This is a genomic window from Mycobacterium sp. 134, assembly GCF_048282715.1.
Classification (GTDB): domain Bacteria; phylum Actinomycetota; class Actinomycetes; order Mycobacteriales; family Mycobacteriaceae; genus Mycobacterium; species Mycobacterium septicum.
Genome location: NZ_JBLVUN010000008.1, coordinates 1,753,689 through 1,769,316 on the forward strand (window position 1 = coordinate 1,753,689; position 15,628 = coordinate 1,769,316).

Below are 15,628 nucleotides of genomic sequence, written 5' to 3' on the forward strand. Positions count from 1 at the left end.
TTACCTAACGAAGATGGTCACGGGAGGTACGTATGGGTGAGCAGAAGGCGTCGCGCGGGCTGGAAGGAGCCCTGGTCAAACTCTGCCGGGGCGGTGATTACGAGCTGACGGTGTCGGGCCGTACCGAACTCACACCGAACTACCTCAGGCTGCATTTCAGTGCCGAGCGGTTGCTCGCCGAACAGCGGGTGCACCCCACGATGTGGGTGCGGGGCTGGTTCCCTGACGAGGGCAAGGCCCATCAGCGCGGCTACACGCTGGTCAATGCTGATCCCGAGGCCGGAACCGTGGACATCGATTTCGCCATGCACGACGGCATCGCCACCCGCTGGGCGCGGGCGGCCCAGCCCGGCGACGTGCTGGACGTGACGGTCCTCGGCAGCAACTTCACGCTGCCCGAACCCACGCCGGCCGGCTACCTGATCGTCGGCGACACCGCGTCGCTTCCAGCCATCAACTCGCTGCTGGACGCGATCGGGGATGCCCCCGCCTGGGTCTTCCTGGAGGCGGGGCACGACGACGACCGCGAGCTACCGGTCAACGGCGGCGCGGAGATCATCTGGGTGGACCGATTCGACGAGGATCTGCTGGAGACTCTCAGCGCATCGGCTTTCGACGCCTCCGACCACTTCGGCTGGGTCGCCTGCAACAACCGCACCACCCGGGCCGTGGCGCGGGTCTTCCGCGAGGAGTACGGGATCCCGCGCAGATCCATCAAGGCGCAGGCGTACTGGGTGGCCTGAGCCACCCGGATCACAGCGCGGTCTGAATCGGGGCGGGCGTCGCCGCGATCTCGTCGAGCACTTGGACGTTGTGTGCCACATCGCGACTCTCGCGCGCCGCGATCTCTTTGATCGCCAGATCGAATGCGCCGACCAGGCTGGGCGGATCGAACGCGGCCTGCGCCTGCTGGCTCACCTGTAGGTCTCGCGCCCAGATCGTCGCCGGCCGCGCGAATCCGGGCTCAAGGGCCAGCACCGTGGCGAATCGCCAGGCGCTGTCGCGCAGCGAGCGGATCGCCTCGTTGAGGACGAAGATCTGATGCTGTTGGAGCACAGCATAGATATCGGCCAGCGCCGGGGAGAGTTCGTTTATGTCGTTGACCACCCCGCCGATCTGGCTCGCCAGCACCGCGTTGATGGTGTCGAAATCCTTGTGCAGCGAGGGCAGTTGGCCCGGGCCGACGAGACCCTGTACCGCGATGCCGAGGTCCAGGACGATGTGGGCGGTGACCCCGGCGAGCATGTGCTGCACCAGGATCGGCTCGGGCTTGTCGGCCCACTGGAAGGTGGCCCGCCACGACCGGGTGGGCTTCGAGTACCGGTCGGGGTGGAAGTACCCGTTCAGCGCATCGAAGTAGCGCTGCGCGAACGCTGCGTCGAGCCGGTCCATCCGCGGGCCGTCCTCGAATGCCCCGTCCTCGACCGCGACACCGACCGCGATGGTAATCCGTTTGTACAGGGCTGCGAAATAGCCCAGCCGACTTGAGTTTTCCACCGCCCAGTCGGTGACCGTGTCGGTGGCCGAGACGACCTCGGCAATGCTGGTGACCGGCGGTATCGGCGGCAGTGGCGTCGGGTGACTGGCCATACTCGAAAGTATGGGGCAGGTGGGCCTGTTCCGCCCGGCAATCGGCTACTCCACCGGTAGTTGTGCCGGGATGACCAGAGGGGCGACGAACTCGGCGAGCATCGTGCGTTCGTCGGTCTCGTCGCCGCCGGGGAAGACCAGCAGCGACACCATGACGCGCACCAACCACCTCGCTCGCCGGCCCACCTCATCGTCGGCTTGCGTTGCTCCGCCGGCGAGTGAACCGACGAAGCCCTCGACCAGCGCCCGGATCACCTCGGAGTGTTCGGCCATCTCGCCGCCGATCGGTCGCTGCGCGGTGGCGAACCACGACGACAGGGCCGGGCTGTCGCGGACCGCGTGCAGGGCGGTGATCACACCTTCGATCAGTCGCTGCGCCGGATCCTTCACCGCGGCCACCTGCTCGCTGACCTCTTCGTACAACCGGCGCGCCTCGCGGTGCACGTAGGCGGTGTAGAGCGCGTCCCGATTCTCGAAGTAGCGGTACAGCGTGGCACGGGAACAGCCGGCGGCCGTCGCGATCTCGTGCATGCCGACGGTCGCCGCGTCCTGCCGGGTGAACAGGGCGTCAGCGGCGTCGAGGATGTGGTCGGCGGCAACTTCGGACCGCCGGGCCGACAGCCAGTCGCGGGGCATCAGGTGCCAGCCCGGAACGGCACCGACAAGGGCCGTCGCACGTAGCTGCCGCCGGCCCATGTCACCGAGTCCAGGTCGACCTCGAAATCGGGGTAACGCGAGAGCAGTTCGGTCAGCGCGACCCGGGACTGCATCCGGGCGGCGGCCGCGCCGAGGCAGAAATGCGCGCCGTGGCTGAAGGTCAGGATGTTGCGCGGGGCGCGCCGCACGTCGAGTTCGGCTGCATCGGTGCCGAATTCGCGCTCGTCACGATTGCCCGAGCCGTACAGCAGCAGAGTCTTGCGTCCGGCCGGGATGGTGGTGTCACCGACGGTGACCTCGCGCGTGGTGGTGCGGGCCAGGCCCTGGACCGGGGAGGTCAGGCGCAGGAATTCGTCGATCGCCTCCGGGATCAACTCGGGATCGTCGATCAGGAGCTTGCGTTGATCGGGCCGCTGCTGCAGGAGCTGCACTGCGCCGCCGAGCATTCCGGTGGTGGTGTCGTTGCCGCCGGTGACCATGGTGAAGGTGAAGGCCAGGATCGACAGCACGCCGGCGATGTCGCCGTCGGCTCCGACGCCTGCGGCCACCAGGTGCGAGATGGTGTCGTCGCCGGGTTCGCTGCGGCGCCGTTCGATGAGCTCCGAGAAGTAGGCCATCATCGAGGCCACGGCGGCGCCGGCAGTCCCCATGGCCGCGGTGATGCCGCCGGCCGAGCTGTTGGCCGCGACGATCGCATCGGTCCAGCCGTCGAACTGGTCCCGGTCTTCCTCGGGCACCCCGAGATAGTGCGCGACGACCATCGAGGGCAGTGGCTTGAACAGCTCGGCCGCGATGTCGCCTCCGCCGTTCGAGCGCAACCCCTCGAGGCGCTCGACGACGAAGTCCCGAACCTTCGGCTCGACGGCTTCAACCTGACGCGGGGTGAACCCGCGGGAGACCAGCTTGCGGAACTCGGTGTGTACCGGGGGGTCCTGCATGACGAACGGCGGATTGTCGGCCAGGCCGATCATGTCCAGCTCGCCGTAGGTGACCGTCAGGCCCTGTGCCGAGGAGAAGGTGCCGTGGTCACGGGCCGCGGCCCAGATGTCGGCGTGCCGGGACAGCACGTAGTAGTCCTGCTCGGGGTGCTCGTCGGGCACCACGTGGTGCACCGGGTCGTGGTCGCGCAACGCGGCGTACATGGGCCACGGGTTGGGCCAGGTATCGGCATCTGCGGGGACGAACCGGGCGGGGCTGTGAGACAAAGTCGCTGCCATGTCTTATTCGTACGACATTGAGCAGATTTGTGTCAATAGTCGGTTGGCCGGGCCGTCGTCGCCGTCCGGTGGCCCGCATTAGGCTCGGGCGTGATGAGCACCCCTGACGCGCCGCAGTTACCTGCCCAGACGCCGACCTGTTACCGGCATCCGGACCGTCCCACCTACGTGCACTGCACGCGCTGCCGGCGTCCCGTCTGCCCGGAGTGCATGCGCTCGGCGGCCGTGGGCCATCAGTGCGTGGACTGCGTCAACGAGGGAGCCAAGTCGATTCAGGCACCGCGCACCCAGTTCGGCGGGAAGGTGCGCACGGGCGCCCCGATCCTGACCTACTCGCTCATCGCGGTGAACGTGCTGATGTTCGTGCTGCAGATGACGTCGAAGAACCTGGAGCAGGAACTCACGCTGTGGCCGCCCGGCGTCGCCGCGCACGACGAGTACTACCGCCTGGTGACCTCGATGTTCCTGCACTACGGCGCCATGCACCTGCTGTTCAACATGTGGGCGCTCTACGTGGTGGGGCCGCCGCTGGAACAGTGGCTGGGCCGGCTGCGGTTCGGGACGTTGTATGCGCTGAGCGGGCTCGGCGGCTCGGTGCTGGTGTACCTGCTGTCCCCGCTGAACAGTGCGACGGCCGGGGCTTCCGGGGCGATCTTCGGCCTGTTCGGCGCGATCTTCGTGGTCGCCCGCAAGCTCAACCTCGATGTCCGCTCGATTGCTGCCGTCGTCATCATCAACCTGGTGTTCACCTTCGCCGGACCCGCGCTCGGGACCGGAGCGATCAGCTGGCAGGGCCACATCGGCGGCCTGGTCACCGGTGCGTTGATCGCCGCGGCCTTCGTATACGCCCCGCGCGAGCGCCGCAACGCGATTCAGGCGGGGGTATCGGTGGCGGTGCTGGTGCTGTTCGCCGCGTTGATCGCCTGGCGCACAAGCAGTCTGCTTGCCGGCTTCGGCATGGCCTGAGGCCTAGATCGCCGCGCCCGGATTGAGGATGTTCTGCGGGTCCAGTGCCCGCTTGATCCGGTGATTGAGTTCCACTGCGTCCGGGCCGATCTGGCCGGCCAGCCACGGCTGCTTGAGCCGGCCCACACCGTGCTCACCGGTGATCGTGCCGCCCAGTCCCACCGCAAGGTCCATGATCTCGCCGAAGGCCAGCTGGGCCCGCGCGGCCATGTCGGCGTCGGCCGGATCGAACACGATCAGCGGGTGGGTGTTGCCGTCGCCGGCATGGGCGATCACCGAGATCAGCAGATCCCGATGGGCCGCGATCGCCGCCACCCCGCTGACCAGTTCGGCCAGCGCGGGCAGCGGCACCCCGACGTCTTCCAGGAGCAGTGACCCCTTGGCCTCCACGGCCGGGATGGCGAATCGGCGCGCCGCCACGAACGCCTCGCCCTCGTCCGGGTCGGAGGTGGAAAACACCTCGGTGGCACCGCATTCGGTGAATACCTGAGCCATGAACTCGGCGTCGTCGGCGCCCGCGGCGCCTCGATCGTCGGAGGCCGCCACCATCATCGCCGCGGCGTTGCGGTCCAGCCCCATCTTGAGCTTGTCCTCGACCGCGTTGATCGCCACCGAGTCCATGAACTCCAGCATCGACGGCCGGATCTTTCCGGTGATCTTCACGACGGAGTTCGATGCGGCTTCCACCGAATCGAACGTGGCCACCACGGTGCACGGGGCGTGTTGTGGCGGCAGCAGCCGCAGCGTCGCCTCGGTGACCACGCCCAGGGTGCCCTCGCTGCCGACGAACAGCTTGGTCAGGCTCAGGCCCGCAACGTCTTTCAACCTCGGGCCGCCAAGGCGCACCGCGGTGCCGTCGGCCAGCACCACCTGCAGGCCCAGGATGTAATCGGTGGTCACGCCGTACTTGACGCAGCACAGCCCGCCCGCGTTGGTGGCCACATTGCCGCCGATACTGCAGATCTCAAAGGATGAGGGATCGGGTGGGTACCAGAGCCCCTGTGCGGCAACGGCTTTCTTGACCTCTGCGTTGAGCAGGCCGGGCTGTACTACGGCGGTGCGGGTGACCGGGTCGACGGTGATGTCGCGCATCTTTTCGGTGGACAACACGATGCCGCCGTCGAGCGCCGTCGCACCGCCGGACAACCCGGTCCCCGCGCCGCGCGGCACGACCGCCACCCGGTGCGCGCTGGCCCAGCGCAGCACTGCCTGCACCTCCTCGGTGCGGGTGGGCCGGACCACCGCCAGCGGTGTGCCCGCGGCCGGATCGGCGGCCCGGTCCTGGCGGTAGGAGGCCAGGATGTCGGCGTCGGTGACGACGACACCTTCGGGCAGTTCGGCGATCAGCTCTGACAGCACACCGCGATCCTACGAGCGGGTTCAGCCGACGGCGAATACCCGGTAGTGCACCTCGCTGAGCGATACCTGGTTGATGGCAACGGTGTGGACGGCGTTCAGCCACCGGTAGCGCTCGTCACCGGTCTCGAAGAGCGGACTGGACCTCGCGGTCATCTCGTCGTGGCGGATCAGCTCTCCGGCGGTGAACCGGTCAGCGGTCGCCTTGTCCATCTGGACCCGGCCGGTGTTGGTCAGGTAGATGATGGCGCCGTCGTCGGTGCGCAGGGTGGCGCGCACATCCAGGCGTGCCACCCCGTCGGTGCCGAGCAGGACCCAATCTCCTCCGCCGGGCAGGACGTCGGCCGCGATACGCGGCCCGACGCACCGGCCCTGCTTGACGACATAGGTCATGCGAGTGCCCAACGGGGTGGCAAAGACATGTACCGATTCGAAGGCGATGCGGATGTCGAGCAGATGGTCGAGGGACGGGGTGGCGTCGATATCGACGAGAGGTGTTGTCAGTGTTGTCATTTCGGTTCCCTCCTAAAGCGGACGAATTGCTGCGCCAACCAGGTCGTCGGCTTCGCCCCGGCGCAGCATGAGCCGGGCGATCGCGTCGTCGGAGCCTTCGACGCGGTGCTCGTCGGCGCCGGCGCCCTGGACCCAGTTCTTCCCCGTCCAGGTGATCGCGATGGACTTCGACGGCGCGGTCAGTCGCAGGGTGACGGGTCCGCTCTCCAGCGGCTGGGCCTGGCGCAACAGGAACAACTCGCCGAACCCGAGGATCGCTTCGATGGTGGCGGGGGAGAACGTCGAGTGGCGGTCGCCGGTGGCCACCTTCAGATCGTCGAGGTGTACCCCGAATTCCAGGATCAGCGAGCGCAGCGCGGCGGCCACCGGGAAGTCGCCGAACGGTGCCGGTATCACCGGCCACTGACCGGGCGCCTGGTCGAACGCGGCCCGCAGATGTCCGACGGCCAGCCGGATGGCCGCCGGTAGGTCGGGGTTGGCCAGGGTGAGTTCTCCTGGCGGCGTGGCGATTTGGGCCCGTGCGCGGTGGTAGGCCTCGGCGTCGCGGAAACAGACGACGGCCACGTGGTCGGCCAGGTCGTCGATGGTCCAGCCCACGCATGGGGTGGGGGAGCGGCGCTGGTCCGCGTCGAGGCTTTCGAGCAGGTCGGCGAAGGCCAGGGCCTCGTCGGTGGCGGCGGTGAGCAGATGGTCGAGGGTCATGTCGTCACGGTAGGCCCATCAACTTGGAAAAAACAAGTATTAAATTGGAAATACCAAGTTGAGCTATTCTGGGCGTATGGCGTCACGGTCCTACGGGCAGCACTGCGCACTGGCGAAGAGCCTCGACATGGTCGGGGATCGCTGGACCCTGCTGGTGGTCAGGGACCTGCTGGAAGGTCCGCTGCGGTACGGGGATCTGCTGAGCTCGCTGGCCCCGATCTCCACCGACATGCTGGCCGGCCGGCTGCGCGACCTGGAGGCGAACGGGCTGGTGCGCAAGCGGATGTTGCCCAAGCCCGCATCCACCGCGGTGTACGAGCTCACCGACGACGGCAGGGCGCTGGAGGACGTGATCAACTCCTACTCCCGGTGGGGCCGGCATCTGATCGAGACCCGCGCACCCGGGGACGCGGTGCGTCCCGAGTGGCTGATCCGCGCGGTGCGTGCCTTCGTCAGTGCGGACCGTGACGGGCCGCCGGTCACCGTCTGTCTGGTGACGCCCGAGGGGCAGGCGACCGTCGAGATCGGGCCGGACCGCATCGACGCGTGTGAGGACGGGGCGGCGCCCGACGTGACACTCACGGGCGAGGCCGAGGTGTTGGGTGCGGCAATGGACCCGGCGCAGGTGCCCGCCCTGGTAGCCGATGGCAGCCTGGTGATCGACGGAGATCCCGCCGCGGTCAGGCAGTTGGCGAAAGTCTTTGCCCCACCGCGGATCAGGAGCTAGTCGAGCTCAGCCCACGGTCCGCTGGTCTCTTCTTTCGGGATCCACAAAAGCGGCTGGCTGGCCCGGCAGTATTCCTGCACCTGCTCGTGCCAGGGGAACCTGCCGTCCCGGTCGGGCCAGAACATCTGTACGACCGGAAACCATGCTTGATGGAAGTCGATCCCGGCACCGAAGAAGTCCCGGTACCAACTGGGGTGGACCTCCCGGACGGCCACCGAGTAGTCGTCGAGGATGTCGTCACGCACCTGGCCGGATTCCAGCGGGCGGTCGTCGCGGACTTCCTGTCCCGCGACGTTGACGATCGTCATCATCGTCTCGATCCGTAGGCCGAACAGGCAGACCTCCGGACTGCGCAGGGTATGCCACAGGCCGATCGAGTACGCCCAGTCGGCAGGGGCCTCGCCCCCGGCGCCGACACCCATCACGTGCCAGCCGTGATCGGCCACGTTCGCGGAGATACGGCTGTCGCGGTCCTCGGGGGCGTCGCTCACCCGAAAAGGTTACGTCGAACCATGTTCCGCTCGTGGCGGCCGGTCCAGCTCGCGCAGCGCCGTCAAGAACACCGCGACCAAGCCGAGCAGCAGCATCGGCAGGGACAGCGCCAGGAACGTCGCGTGCAGCCCGGCTGCGTCGGCCAGCGGCCCGGCCAGGATCAGCCCGAGCGGGCCCGCGGCGTAGGCCAGTGAACCCATCACCCCGACCACCCGGCCCCGCAGGTGCTGCGGGGCCGTGGTCTGCATGACGTAGTTGTAGATGGGTGCGATCGGCCCGTAGACGAACCCGACGATCGCGCACAGCACCAGGATCAGCGGGAGCGGCGGCAGGAAGGCGATCACCGTCATCGCCACACCGAGCGTGATCACCGCGGTCAGCATGGTGGCCCGTCGGCTCATGTACTTCGACAGCACCGCGTAGCCGAGTGCGCCCAGCAGCCCGCCGATGCTCAACGCCATCAGCACCCAGCCCAGTTCGGTGGGCTCGTTGCGGTCGGTGAAGTACTTCGGAAAGAGGACCGATTCCATCGGCATGTAGAGGCCGGTGGCCACCAGGTCGACAATGGCCAGCGTGCGCAATACCGGTGTGTGCCAGACGAATCGCAGCCCTTCGACGATGCCCGCGAGCACGCCTTCGGTCAGCATCGAGCGGTCCGGGGTACCCGCGCCCTCCAGTCGCAGCACCGAGATGGCCAGGATCGAGCAGCAGAACGCCCCGGCGGTCACCCACATGGTGTTGATCCCGCCGAGGGTGGCGATCAGCAGGCCGCCGATGCCCGGGCCGACGATGTAAGCCAGGTTGAACACCGCCTCGTACACGCTGTTGGCGTGGTCCAGGGTCCAGCCGGCCCGGCCGGCGGCCTCGGGCAACATGGTCTCCCGCGCGGTCATCCCGGCCGGGTCGAAGAATGCGCCGAGCGCGGCCAGGGCCGCCAGCACCGCGACGTTGACCGCGTCCACCCCGAATATCAGGGCCAGCGTCGGGACTGCCGCGACCGAGAGTGCCGAGAGCAGATCGGAGATCATCGAGACCCGTCGGCGGCCCAGATAGTCGACGGCGGCCCCGGCGATCAGGGTGGCCACCAGCAGCGGCAGGGTCCCGGCCATCGCGACGATCGACGCGTCGAGCGCGGATCCGTTGCGCTGCAACACCAGCCACGGGAATGCGACAATCGTGATGCCGTTGCCGGCGCCGGCCATCAACGCGGCGAACAGGATCAGCAGCAGTGGGCCGCGCTTGGTGTTCGTCATGGGGTATCGCGGCGAATCTAACAGCGCGCCCCGGGTGTACGCGACGGATTTTGGGGCACAGTTAGGTGATGGAGCTGCCCCATCCGAGGACCGGAGATCTATTCGACTCCCCGGTACCGCCCGGTTCGGGCTGGCCCGGCGATCCGGCGGATGCGACGACGCCGGTGGCCAAGACCCCCGCGCAGGTGCGGCGACTGGCTGCCCGGGTGTCCACGGTTTCGGAGTTGGACGCGCTGGTCTCGGTGTGCCGGGCCTGCCCCCGGCTGGTCAAATGGCGCGAAGAGGTGGCCGTCGCCAAACGGAAATCCTTTGCCGATCAACCATACTGGGGCAGGCCGGCCCCCGGTTTCGGTGCGGAGGCGCCCAGCATCTTCATCGTCGGGCTAGCCCCGGCCGCCCACGGCGCCAACCGCACCGGGCGGGTGTTCACCGGGGACCGGTCCGGGGATTTCCTGTTCGCCGCGCTGCACCGGGCCGGTCTGGCCAACCAGGCGGTGTGCGTCGATGCCGCCGATGGCATGCAGCTGATCGACACCCGCATGGCCGCCGCGGTGCGCTGCGCACCGCCGGCCAACGCGCCCACCCCGGCCGAGCGGGCCACCTGTGCGCCGTGGCTGCAGGCCGAATGGCGACTGGTCGGGCCGTCGGTGCGGGTGGTCATCGCGCTGGGCGGTTTCGCGTGGCGGGCGGCCCTGGAGCTGCTCGGCTCGACCATCAAACCCGCGCCCAAGTTCGGCCACGGTGCGACGGTGGCGCTGACCTCGGAGTTCGGCCCGGTCACGTTGCTCGGCTGCTTCCACCCCAGCCAGCAGAACACCTTCACCGGCCGGCTCACCGAGGCCATGCTCGACGACCTCTTCGTCACCGCCCGGCGTCTCGGGAACGAACCCGCCGGCTGATGACGTTGACGCTGTCATGCGGCTTTCTGTCCTCGACCTCGTCCCGGTGCGTACCGATCAGTCCACTGCCGATGCCCTGACAGCAACGACTCACCTGGCGCAGACCGCTGACCGGCTCGGATACACGCGCTACTGGCTGGCCGAGCACCACAACATGCCCGCGGTGGCTGCCACCAGCCCGCCGGTGCTGATCGCCCATCTGGCCGCGCACACCACGCAGCTGCGGCTGGGCTCGGGCGGGGTGATGTTGCCCAACCATGCACCCCTGGCGGTGGCCGAGCAGTTCGCGCTGCTGGAGGCGGCCAATCCGGGTCGCATCGACCTCGGCATCGGCCGGGCGCCGGGTTCCGATCCGGTCACCTCGCTGGCGCTGCGCGGCGCCGCCGGCCGCGATGATCGCGATATCGAGGCGTTCCCGCAGTACCTCGACGACGTCGTGGCGCTGATGAGTGCGCGCGGCGTGCGGGTGCCGTTGCCTCGGGATCTGATGCGCGAGAACTATGTGCTCAAGGCGACGCCGGCCGCGCTCAGCGAGCCACGGATGTGGCTGCTCGGCTCGTCGATGTACTCGGCGCACCTGGCGGCGGCCAAGGGATTGCCGTATGTGTTCGCCCATCACTTCTCGGGGCACGGCACCGCCGAGGCGCTGGCCGTCTACCGCGACGAGTTCCAGCCCAGTGATCTGGCAACAGAGCCCGTCACCTTCCTGACGGTCAACGCCTCGGTGGCCGAGACCACCGAAGAGGCCAAGGCATTGATCCTGCCGCAACTGCAGATGATGGGCCGGCTGCGCACCGGCCAGCCGTTAGGTGCCCTCGACCTGGTCGAGGATGCCGAGGCCGTGGCACAGTCGGGCACCCTCTCTCCGCAGGCCCAGGCCGTGGTGGCCTCCGGGCTGGCCCGTGCGGTGGTCGGCTCGCCCACCGAGGCGGCCGATCAGGTCCGGGCCCTGGCCGAAGAATTCGACGTCGACGAGGTCATGGTCAACCCGGTGGGCTCGGCCCGCCGCGGTGCCGATCCGGCCACCGCGACGGCGCGCGACACCACGCTGGAACTGCTCGCCAAAGAGCTGTTCTAGGTCTGACTGCTAGGGCGTCAGCACGACCACCGGAATCGGGCGCGTCGTCCGCTTCTGGTAGCCGATGTAGCGGTTCTTGTTGCCCTTCATGTCGTTCACGATGTCCCACAGCCGTGGGTAGTCGGGATCTCCGGGCAGCACCGGCTTGGCCGTGACGCCGAATCGCTTGGGGCCGACGTTGATCTCGACCTGCGGCTTGGCCTTCAGGTTGTGATACCAGCCCGGTGACGTGGGCTCGCCGCCCTTGGATGCCACCACGAGGTAGTCGGCGCCGTCTTTTGCGTAGGCCAGCGAATTCGCGCGCTGCTGGCCGGTTTTGGCACCGACGGTATGCAGGATCAGCGTCGGCGGGCCACCCGGGATCGTGTGCCCGATCCGGCCGTCCGTGGCTTTGTAGATCTTGTCGTGCAACATCAACATCGGGAGGCCGATATAGCGCTCCCACCAGGGCATGCTCATGCGCTCAATCCTGCGCGGATTCGTCGAGCTGCGCCAACGCCGCACGTAGGAGCCGTCCCGACTCCTCGCGGTCCGGGTCACGGCGCAGCATCATGCCCTTGGCGAACGACAACTTGTCACCGGAGCGGCGTGGCACCACGTGCAGATGGATGTGGAACACGCTCTGGAACGCGGCCTTGCCGTCGTTGATCACGATGTTGTTCCCGTCGGCGTGCAGCCCGGACAGCCGGGCTGCACGCGCGATGCGCTGGCCGATGCCTGCCATCGTGGCCACGGTCTCCGGCGGCGTATCCGTCAGGTCGACGGTGTGCCGCTTCGGGATCACCAGGGTGTGTCCCCGGGTGAATGGCCTGATGTCGAGAATGCCCAGGTAGTCGTCATCCTCGTAGATACGGATGGCCGGGGCTTCCCCGGCGACGATGGCGCAGAACACGCAAGACATGCCGCCACGTTAACCCCCGGCGGTGGCCGCCCATTCGGCGACGCGGCGTTCGCGCTCCTGCGGCGTGAAGTCCTCGACGCGCGTCATCACGGTCCAGCGCTGGCCGAACGGGTCGAGGATGGAGGCGAACCGGTCGCCCGTGACGAAGGTCTGCGCGGGCTCGCGGATCGTCGCACCCGCCTGCTCAGCCCGGGTCACCACTTCATCGACATCCGGGCAGTACAACCCGATCGAATGTGTGGCGGCTGCTCCCGGCGTGGGGGCGGCGATCTGATAGGCCTCCTGCGGGTCACCTAGTTGTAGCCGGCCGGTACCGAAGTCAAGTTCCGCATGCGCGACGGTGCCGTCGGGTCCGTCCATCCGCTCGATGACTTCAGCGCCGAATACGTTGCGGTAGAACGTGATCGCCTCGGCGGCGCCGTCGACGCAGATGAACGGGGTCAGGCTGGTGTAGCCCTCCGGAATGGGTGTGACACTCATGCCGACCAGTTTCGTAGGCTGTGTTCGTGGCGGCTTGGAAAAATGCGTCAGAGCAAAACAAGCCAGTGCGGGGCGTGGTCGGCCGCCCCGGCAGTGTCTCGGCGTTCGACCTCCACCGGTGGGCGCCGTCGGAGGAGGCCGCGAGATTCGTCGAGCACTTCTGGTCGGTGACCTGGGACCGGCACCACGAAGGTCCGTTCGAGAGCACGGTGATCACCTTCCCGGCCATGCATCTGACGCGTGAGTGGGGTGATGATGTTGTGCGCCATGGCCATCGGCTGCCTTGCACGTTGCTGCACGGTGTGGTTCCCCAGGTCTTCCGTATCACCATCAGCGGGCACGGGGCCGTGGTTGGGGCGCGGTTTCGGCCCGGCGGTTTCACCGCCCGGTTCGGCGGGGACGCCGCTGCGATGACCGGACGGGTGACGTCGGTGGACGACGAGCTATTGGGTGCGCCAGTCGTTCTCGGCGATGACGTGTCGGCGGTCCGGCTCGGGCTCGACACGGCGATCGGTGCGATGACCGGAGATGTGGATCCGACGTACTGCGCGTTGACGCCTCTGATCGACCGGATACGTGACGACGCGACATTGCACCGGGTCGATCAGGTCATGGCGCTCTCGCCGTGGAGTACGCGGACCACGCAGCGGGTGTTCCGGCGTTATGTCGGGGTGACGGTCAAGTGGGTGCTGTGCCGGTACCGGTTGCAACAGGCCGCCCTGGAGATCGAGAGTGCGCCTGATGTCGATTTCGCCGATCTCGCAGTACGACTCGGCTGGTATGACCAGGCCCATTTCATCAACGACTTCCGGTCCATGCTGGGCAGCACACCGGGGGAGTACGCGGCCGCGACTAGTCGTCGATATGGGTCGGCGGGTCGGTGAAGGTGAAATCGAACGGATAGTCGTGGCCGGGACCCATCGGGTCGCAGCGCTTGACGGGCACCAGATGGGAGCTCCAGCCACTGGGCACATAACCCCAAGTTCCGATGCAACGTTGCCAGCTGCCGTCGGGTTGGATGGGTCCGTCGCACTTGCTGATGACGTTGCCGCCATACACGCAGCCGGCACTGGCCGGTGGGGCCGAGGTGATCAGCCCTCCCACCGTCAGCACGGTGGCCAAGCCTCCGATGATGAAGAGCTTCATGGGTTCTCCCGTCTGCCGGTAGCCACGAACCTACCGCTCACGCAACTCATTGGTGGCGTGTTTGTACCTTCAGCCGCGGGCAGGCAGCGTCTATTCATCAGAATGGTGGTGGCGGTCCGTATTGTTCGGCGAGCCAGGCTTGGTGTTGGCGTTCGATTTCGAGGTCGTTGTTGAGTTCGGCGCGTTGACGTCGTTCGGCGGTGATGCGGTCTTGGCGGTCTTGTTCGCGGGTGTGGCGGCGTCTTGGCATCATTGCGGCGCGGTGCGGGCTGGCGGCTGGGGGTTCGGGCAGGTTCAGTTCCCCGGTCGGGGTGCCCAGGGTGGGGAACATGCCGGCGCCGTGGGGTTCGGTGGTGTAGGTGTGGCCGGTGGGTGCGGTGATTTCGACGGTGCCATCAGGTAATTGGCGGTCCGACCATCCGGGGCAGAACGTTTTGACCAGGTGATGGGTGCGGCAGTAAAGCTTGGTGTTGGACGGGTGGGTCGGGCCCAGCGGATAGGGCATCGTGTGGTCGATATCGCAACGTTGGACAGGGGCGTCACAACCCGGGAACCGGCAGGTCAGGTCCCGCCACCGGATGAACTCCGAGAGCGCCACCGAGGGGCGATACCCCGGCTCGGCGGGGACAGCCGGTTCACCTGTGTCAGCGGCCTTGCCCGATTCCGTCACCACGTCGGGTTCAGCCGGCGCAGGCATGTCAGCCGCTTCGCCTTGCTCGGTGGGTTGGGTGGGCACCCGCAGGGGCTTGAGCTTGGCCATAGCGGCCAGGTCGCGCACGCGGTCGGCGGGCAGGATCCCATACCCAGGTAGATAACCCGGATCATCACTGGTGCCATCCAAGGTGGTGTGGTCGACCAGCACGTGAATCACCGCGGCATTGGCGGCGGCCCGCTTCTGAGCGGCGGGGCAGTCCGGCAGCCCGCACCGGCACACCAACTGCGATTCCAGCCGCGCCAACGGACCCACAGCATCACAGCGGCGCTGCTGCTGGGTGCGCGGATCGTTCTCACACACCGTCGCCGCCAAAGCATCCAGGCGTTGATTCAACGCCGCCCCGTCGGCGGCATCGACGTTGCCCCACACCGAGGCCCTACCCGGGCTGTGCGGCTCAATCTGCACAAACCGCTCCTCGACCAGATTCGGCGGCACCCGCTCCCCGTTCGGATCGAGTTTGGCGATCCACTGATCCACCCGATCCCGCAGTTTGGGTTCCGACAGCTGCATCCACCGATGCGCCCGCGCCGCCAACTCCGCATCCAACACCGCCCACACCTCCGGATCGGCGATGCCGGTACGGGCGATGATCATGCACACCACCCGATAATCGATCTCCCCGGCCGCCAACCGCGCCGCCACCAACGGCAGCTTGTCGCGCAACACCCGAGCCCGCTGAACCTGCGTGCCCGCGCGGCCCCGACTGATCCGCAACGCCGCCGACACCTCGGCAGCCACCTCCTCAAACGGATCGGTCCGCCAGAAAATCGACTCGATCAACTCCTGCTCACGCAGAGAGTCCAACGCCCCGATCGCGGCCAACCGGGCCGCGACCGCCACCGACTCCGCCCGCGCGGTGGCACTGATCCTGTCGATCAACGCCACATCGGAACAGTTATCGAACATACGTTCGAGTATGCCACCACCCACCGACAC

At 67.7% G+C, this 15,628-nt stretch carries 19 protein-coding genes; 6 read left to right on the forward strand and 13 right to left on the reverse strand.

Annotation, left to right across the window (positions count from 1 at the left end; translation table 11 throughout):
• The first annotated feature begins 32 nt into the window (after window positions 1–32).
• The gene (locus ACNQVK_RS13195; protein WP_418029863.1) at window positions 33–743 is read left to right on the forward strand and encodes a siderophore-interacting protein; all 711 of its coding nucleotides are present in this window, start codon (window positions 33–35) and stop codon (window positions 741–743) included.
• A 10-nt stretch (window positions 744–753) separates the two neighbouring features.
• On the opposite strand, the gene ACNQVK_RS13200 is transcribed toward ACNQVK_RS13195, so the two are convergent.
• The 3 genes from ACNQVK_RS13200 to ACNQVK_RS13210 are packed head-to-tail and all read right to left on the reverse strand — an operon-like array spanning window position 754 to window position 3,464.
• Window positions 754–1,590, reverse strand: coding sequence for a DUF5995 family protein (locus ACNQVK_RS13200; RefSeq protein ID WP_409549059.1), 837 nt, complete (start codon window positions 1,588–1,590; stop codon window positions 754–756).
• Window positions 1,591–1,635: 45 nt separating this feature from the next.
• Complete coding sequence (locus ACNQVK_RS13205) at window positions 1,636–2,226, reverse strand: TetR/AcrR family transcriptional regulator (RefSeq protein ID WP_418029864.1); 591 nt, start codon at window positions 2,224–2,226, stop codon at window positions 1,636–1,638.
• Window positions 2,226–3,464, reverse strand: a complete 1,239-nt coding sequence (locus tag ACNQVK_RS13210) for a cytochrome P450 (RefSeq protein WP_418029865.1) — start codon at window positions 3,462–3,464, stop codon at window positions 2,226–2,228. Before ACNQVK_RS13210 ends, ACNQVK_RS13205 begins: the two co-directional genes overlap by 1 nt.
• Before the next feature lie 93 nt (window positions 3,465–3,557).
• Between ACNQVK_RS13210 and ACNQVK_RS13215 the strand changes: the two genes are divergently transcribed.
• Window positions 3,558–4,430 carry a rhomboid family intramembrane serine protease gene (locus tag ACNQVK_RS13215; protein WP_418029866.1) on the forward strand — a complete coding sequence of 291 codons (873 nt, stop codon included), beginning with the start codon at window positions 3,558–3,560 and terminating at the stop codon, window positions 4,428–4,430.
• A gap of 3 nt (window positions 4,431–4,433) precedes the next feature.
• On the opposite strand, the gene ACNQVK_RS13220 is transcribed toward ACNQVK_RS13215, so the two are convergent.
• From ACNQVK_RS13220 to ACNQVK_RS13230, 3 genes are read right to left on the reverse strand one after another with little or no spacing between them, the layout of a single operon-like run.
• Window positions 4,434–5,789, reverse strand: a complete 1,356-nt coding sequence (locus tag ACNQVK_RS13220; protein WP_418029867.1) for an FAD-binding oxidoreductase — start codon at window positions 5,787–5,789, stop codon at window positions 4,434–4,436.
• A gap of 21 nt (window positions 5,790–5,810) precedes the next feature.
• Entirely contained in the window at window positions 5,811–6,299 is a 489-nt protein-coding gene (locus ACNQVK_RS13225; protein ID WP_418029868.1) for a DUF3237 domain-containing protein, read from the reverse strand.
• A 12-nt stretch (window positions 6,300–6,311) separates the two neighbouring features.
• Window positions 6,312–7,001 carry a maleylpyruvate isomerase family mycothiol-dependent enzyme gene (locus tag ACNQVK_RS13230; RefSeq protein ID WP_418029869.1) on the reverse strand — a complete coding sequence of 230 codons (690 nt, stop codon included), beginning with the start codon at window positions 6,999–7,001 and terminating at the stop codon, window positions 6,312–6,314.
• Between the two features lie 76 nt (window positions 7,002–7,077).
• Here ACNQVK_RS13230 and ACNQVK_RS13235 point away from each other — a divergent pair, with 76 nt between their 5' ends.
• Complete coding sequence (locus ACNQVK_RS13235; RefSeq protein WP_418029870.1) at window positions 7,078–7,728, forward strand: winged helix-turn-helix transcriptional regulator; 651 nt, start codon at window positions 7,078–7,080, stop codon at window positions 7,726–7,728.
• Here the strand turns inward: ACNQVK_RS13235 and ACNQVK_RS13240 are convergent.
• Both ACNQVK_RS13240 and ACNQVK_RS13245 read right to left on the reverse strand, forming a co-directional pair.
• Complete coding sequence (locus ACNQVK_RS13240) at window positions 7,725–8,219, reverse strand: DUF4262 domain-containing protein (protein ID WP_418029871.1); 495 nt, start codon at window positions 8,217–8,219, stop codon at window positions 7,725–7,727. The two genes, ACNQVK_RS13235 and ACNQVK_RS13240, sit on opposite strands and share 4 nt — an antisense overlap.
• A 9-nt stretch (window positions 8,220–8,228) precedes the next feature.
• Window positions 8,229–9,473, reverse strand: coding sequence for an MFS transporter (locus ACNQVK_RS13245; RefSeq protein WP_418029872.1), 1,245 nt, complete (start codon window positions 9,471–9,473; stop codon window positions 8,229–8,231).
• A 68-nt stretch (window positions 9,474–9,541) separates the two neighbouring features.
• Between ACNQVK_RS13245 and ACNQVK_RS13250 the strand changes: the two genes are divergently transcribed.
• Both ACNQVK_RS13250 and ACNQVK_RS13255 read left to right on the forward strand, forming a co-directional pair.
• Window positions 9,542–10,372 (forward strand): uracil-DNA glycosylase, encoded by an 831-nt coding sequence (locus ACNQVK_RS13250; RefSeq protein ID WP_418029873.1) that lies wholly within the window; start codon window positions 9,542–9,544, stop codon window positions 10,370–10,372.
• 16 nt (window positions 10,373–10,388) lie between these two features.
• Entirely contained in the window at window positions 10,389–11,450 is a 1,062-nt protein-coding gene (locus ACNQVK_RS13255; RefSeq protein WP_418029874.1) for an LLM class flavin-dependent oxidoreductase, read from the forward strand.
• A 9-nt stretch (window positions 11,451–11,459) separates the two neighbouring features.
• Here ACNQVK_RS13255 and ACNQVK_RS13260 read toward each other — a convergent pair whose 3' ends face one another.
• The 3 genes from ACNQVK_RS13260 to ACNQVK_RS13270 are packed head-to-tail and all read right to left on the reverse strand — an operon-like array spanning window position 11,460 to window position 12,831.
• Window positions 11,460–11,903, reverse strand: coding sequence for a nitroreductase family deazaflavin-dependent oxidoreductase (locus tag ACNQVK_RS13260; RefSeq protein WP_418034154.1), 444 nt, complete (start codon window positions 11,901–11,903; stop codon window positions 11,460–11,462).
• Between the two features lie 10 nt (window positions 11,904–11,913).
• Window positions 11,914–12,351: an HIT family protein gene (locus tag ACNQVK_RS13265; protein ID WP_418029875.1), complete on the reverse strand. Its 438-nt coding sequence runs from the start codon at window positions 12,349–12,351 to the stop codon at window positions 11,914–11,916.
• Window positions 12,352–12,360: 9 nt separating this feature from the next.
• The gene (locus ACNQVK_RS13270; RefSeq protein ID WP_418029876.1) at window positions 12,361–12,831 is read right to left on the reverse strand and encodes a VOC family protein; all 471 of its coding nucleotides are present in this window, start codon (window positions 12,829–12,831) and stop codon (window positions 12,361–12,363) included.
• A gap of 26 nt (window positions 12,832–12,857) precedes the next feature.
• On the opposite strand from ACNQVK_RS13270, the gene ACNQVK_RS13275 reads away from it, so the two are divergent.
• Window positions 12,858–13,715: an AraC family transcriptional regulator gene (locus ACNQVK_RS13275; protein ID WP_418029877.1), complete on the forward strand. Its 858-nt coding sequence runs from the start codon at window positions 12,858–12,860 to the stop codon at window positions 13,713–13,715.
• Here the strand turns inward: ACNQVK_RS13275 and ACNQVK_RS13280 are convergent.
• Both ACNQVK_RS13280 and ACNQVK_RS13285 read right to left on the reverse strand, forming a co-directional pair.
• Complete coding sequence (locus ACNQVK_RS13280) at window positions 13,684–13,977, reverse strand: hypothetical protein (RefSeq protein WP_418029878.1); 294 nt, start codon at window positions 13,975–13,977, stop codon at window positions 13,684–13,686. The genes ACNQVK_RS13275 and ACNQVK_RS13280 overlap by 32 nt on opposite strands.
• Window positions 13,978–14,074: 97 nt before the next feature.
• Window positions 14,075–15,598, reverse strand: coding sequence for an HNH endonuclease signature motif containing protein (locus tag ACNQVK_RS13285; RefSeq protein WP_418029879.1), 1,524 nt, complete (start codon window positions 15,596–15,598; stop codon window positions 14,075–14,077).
• Between the last annotated feature and the right edge of the window lie 30 nt (window positions 15,599–15,628).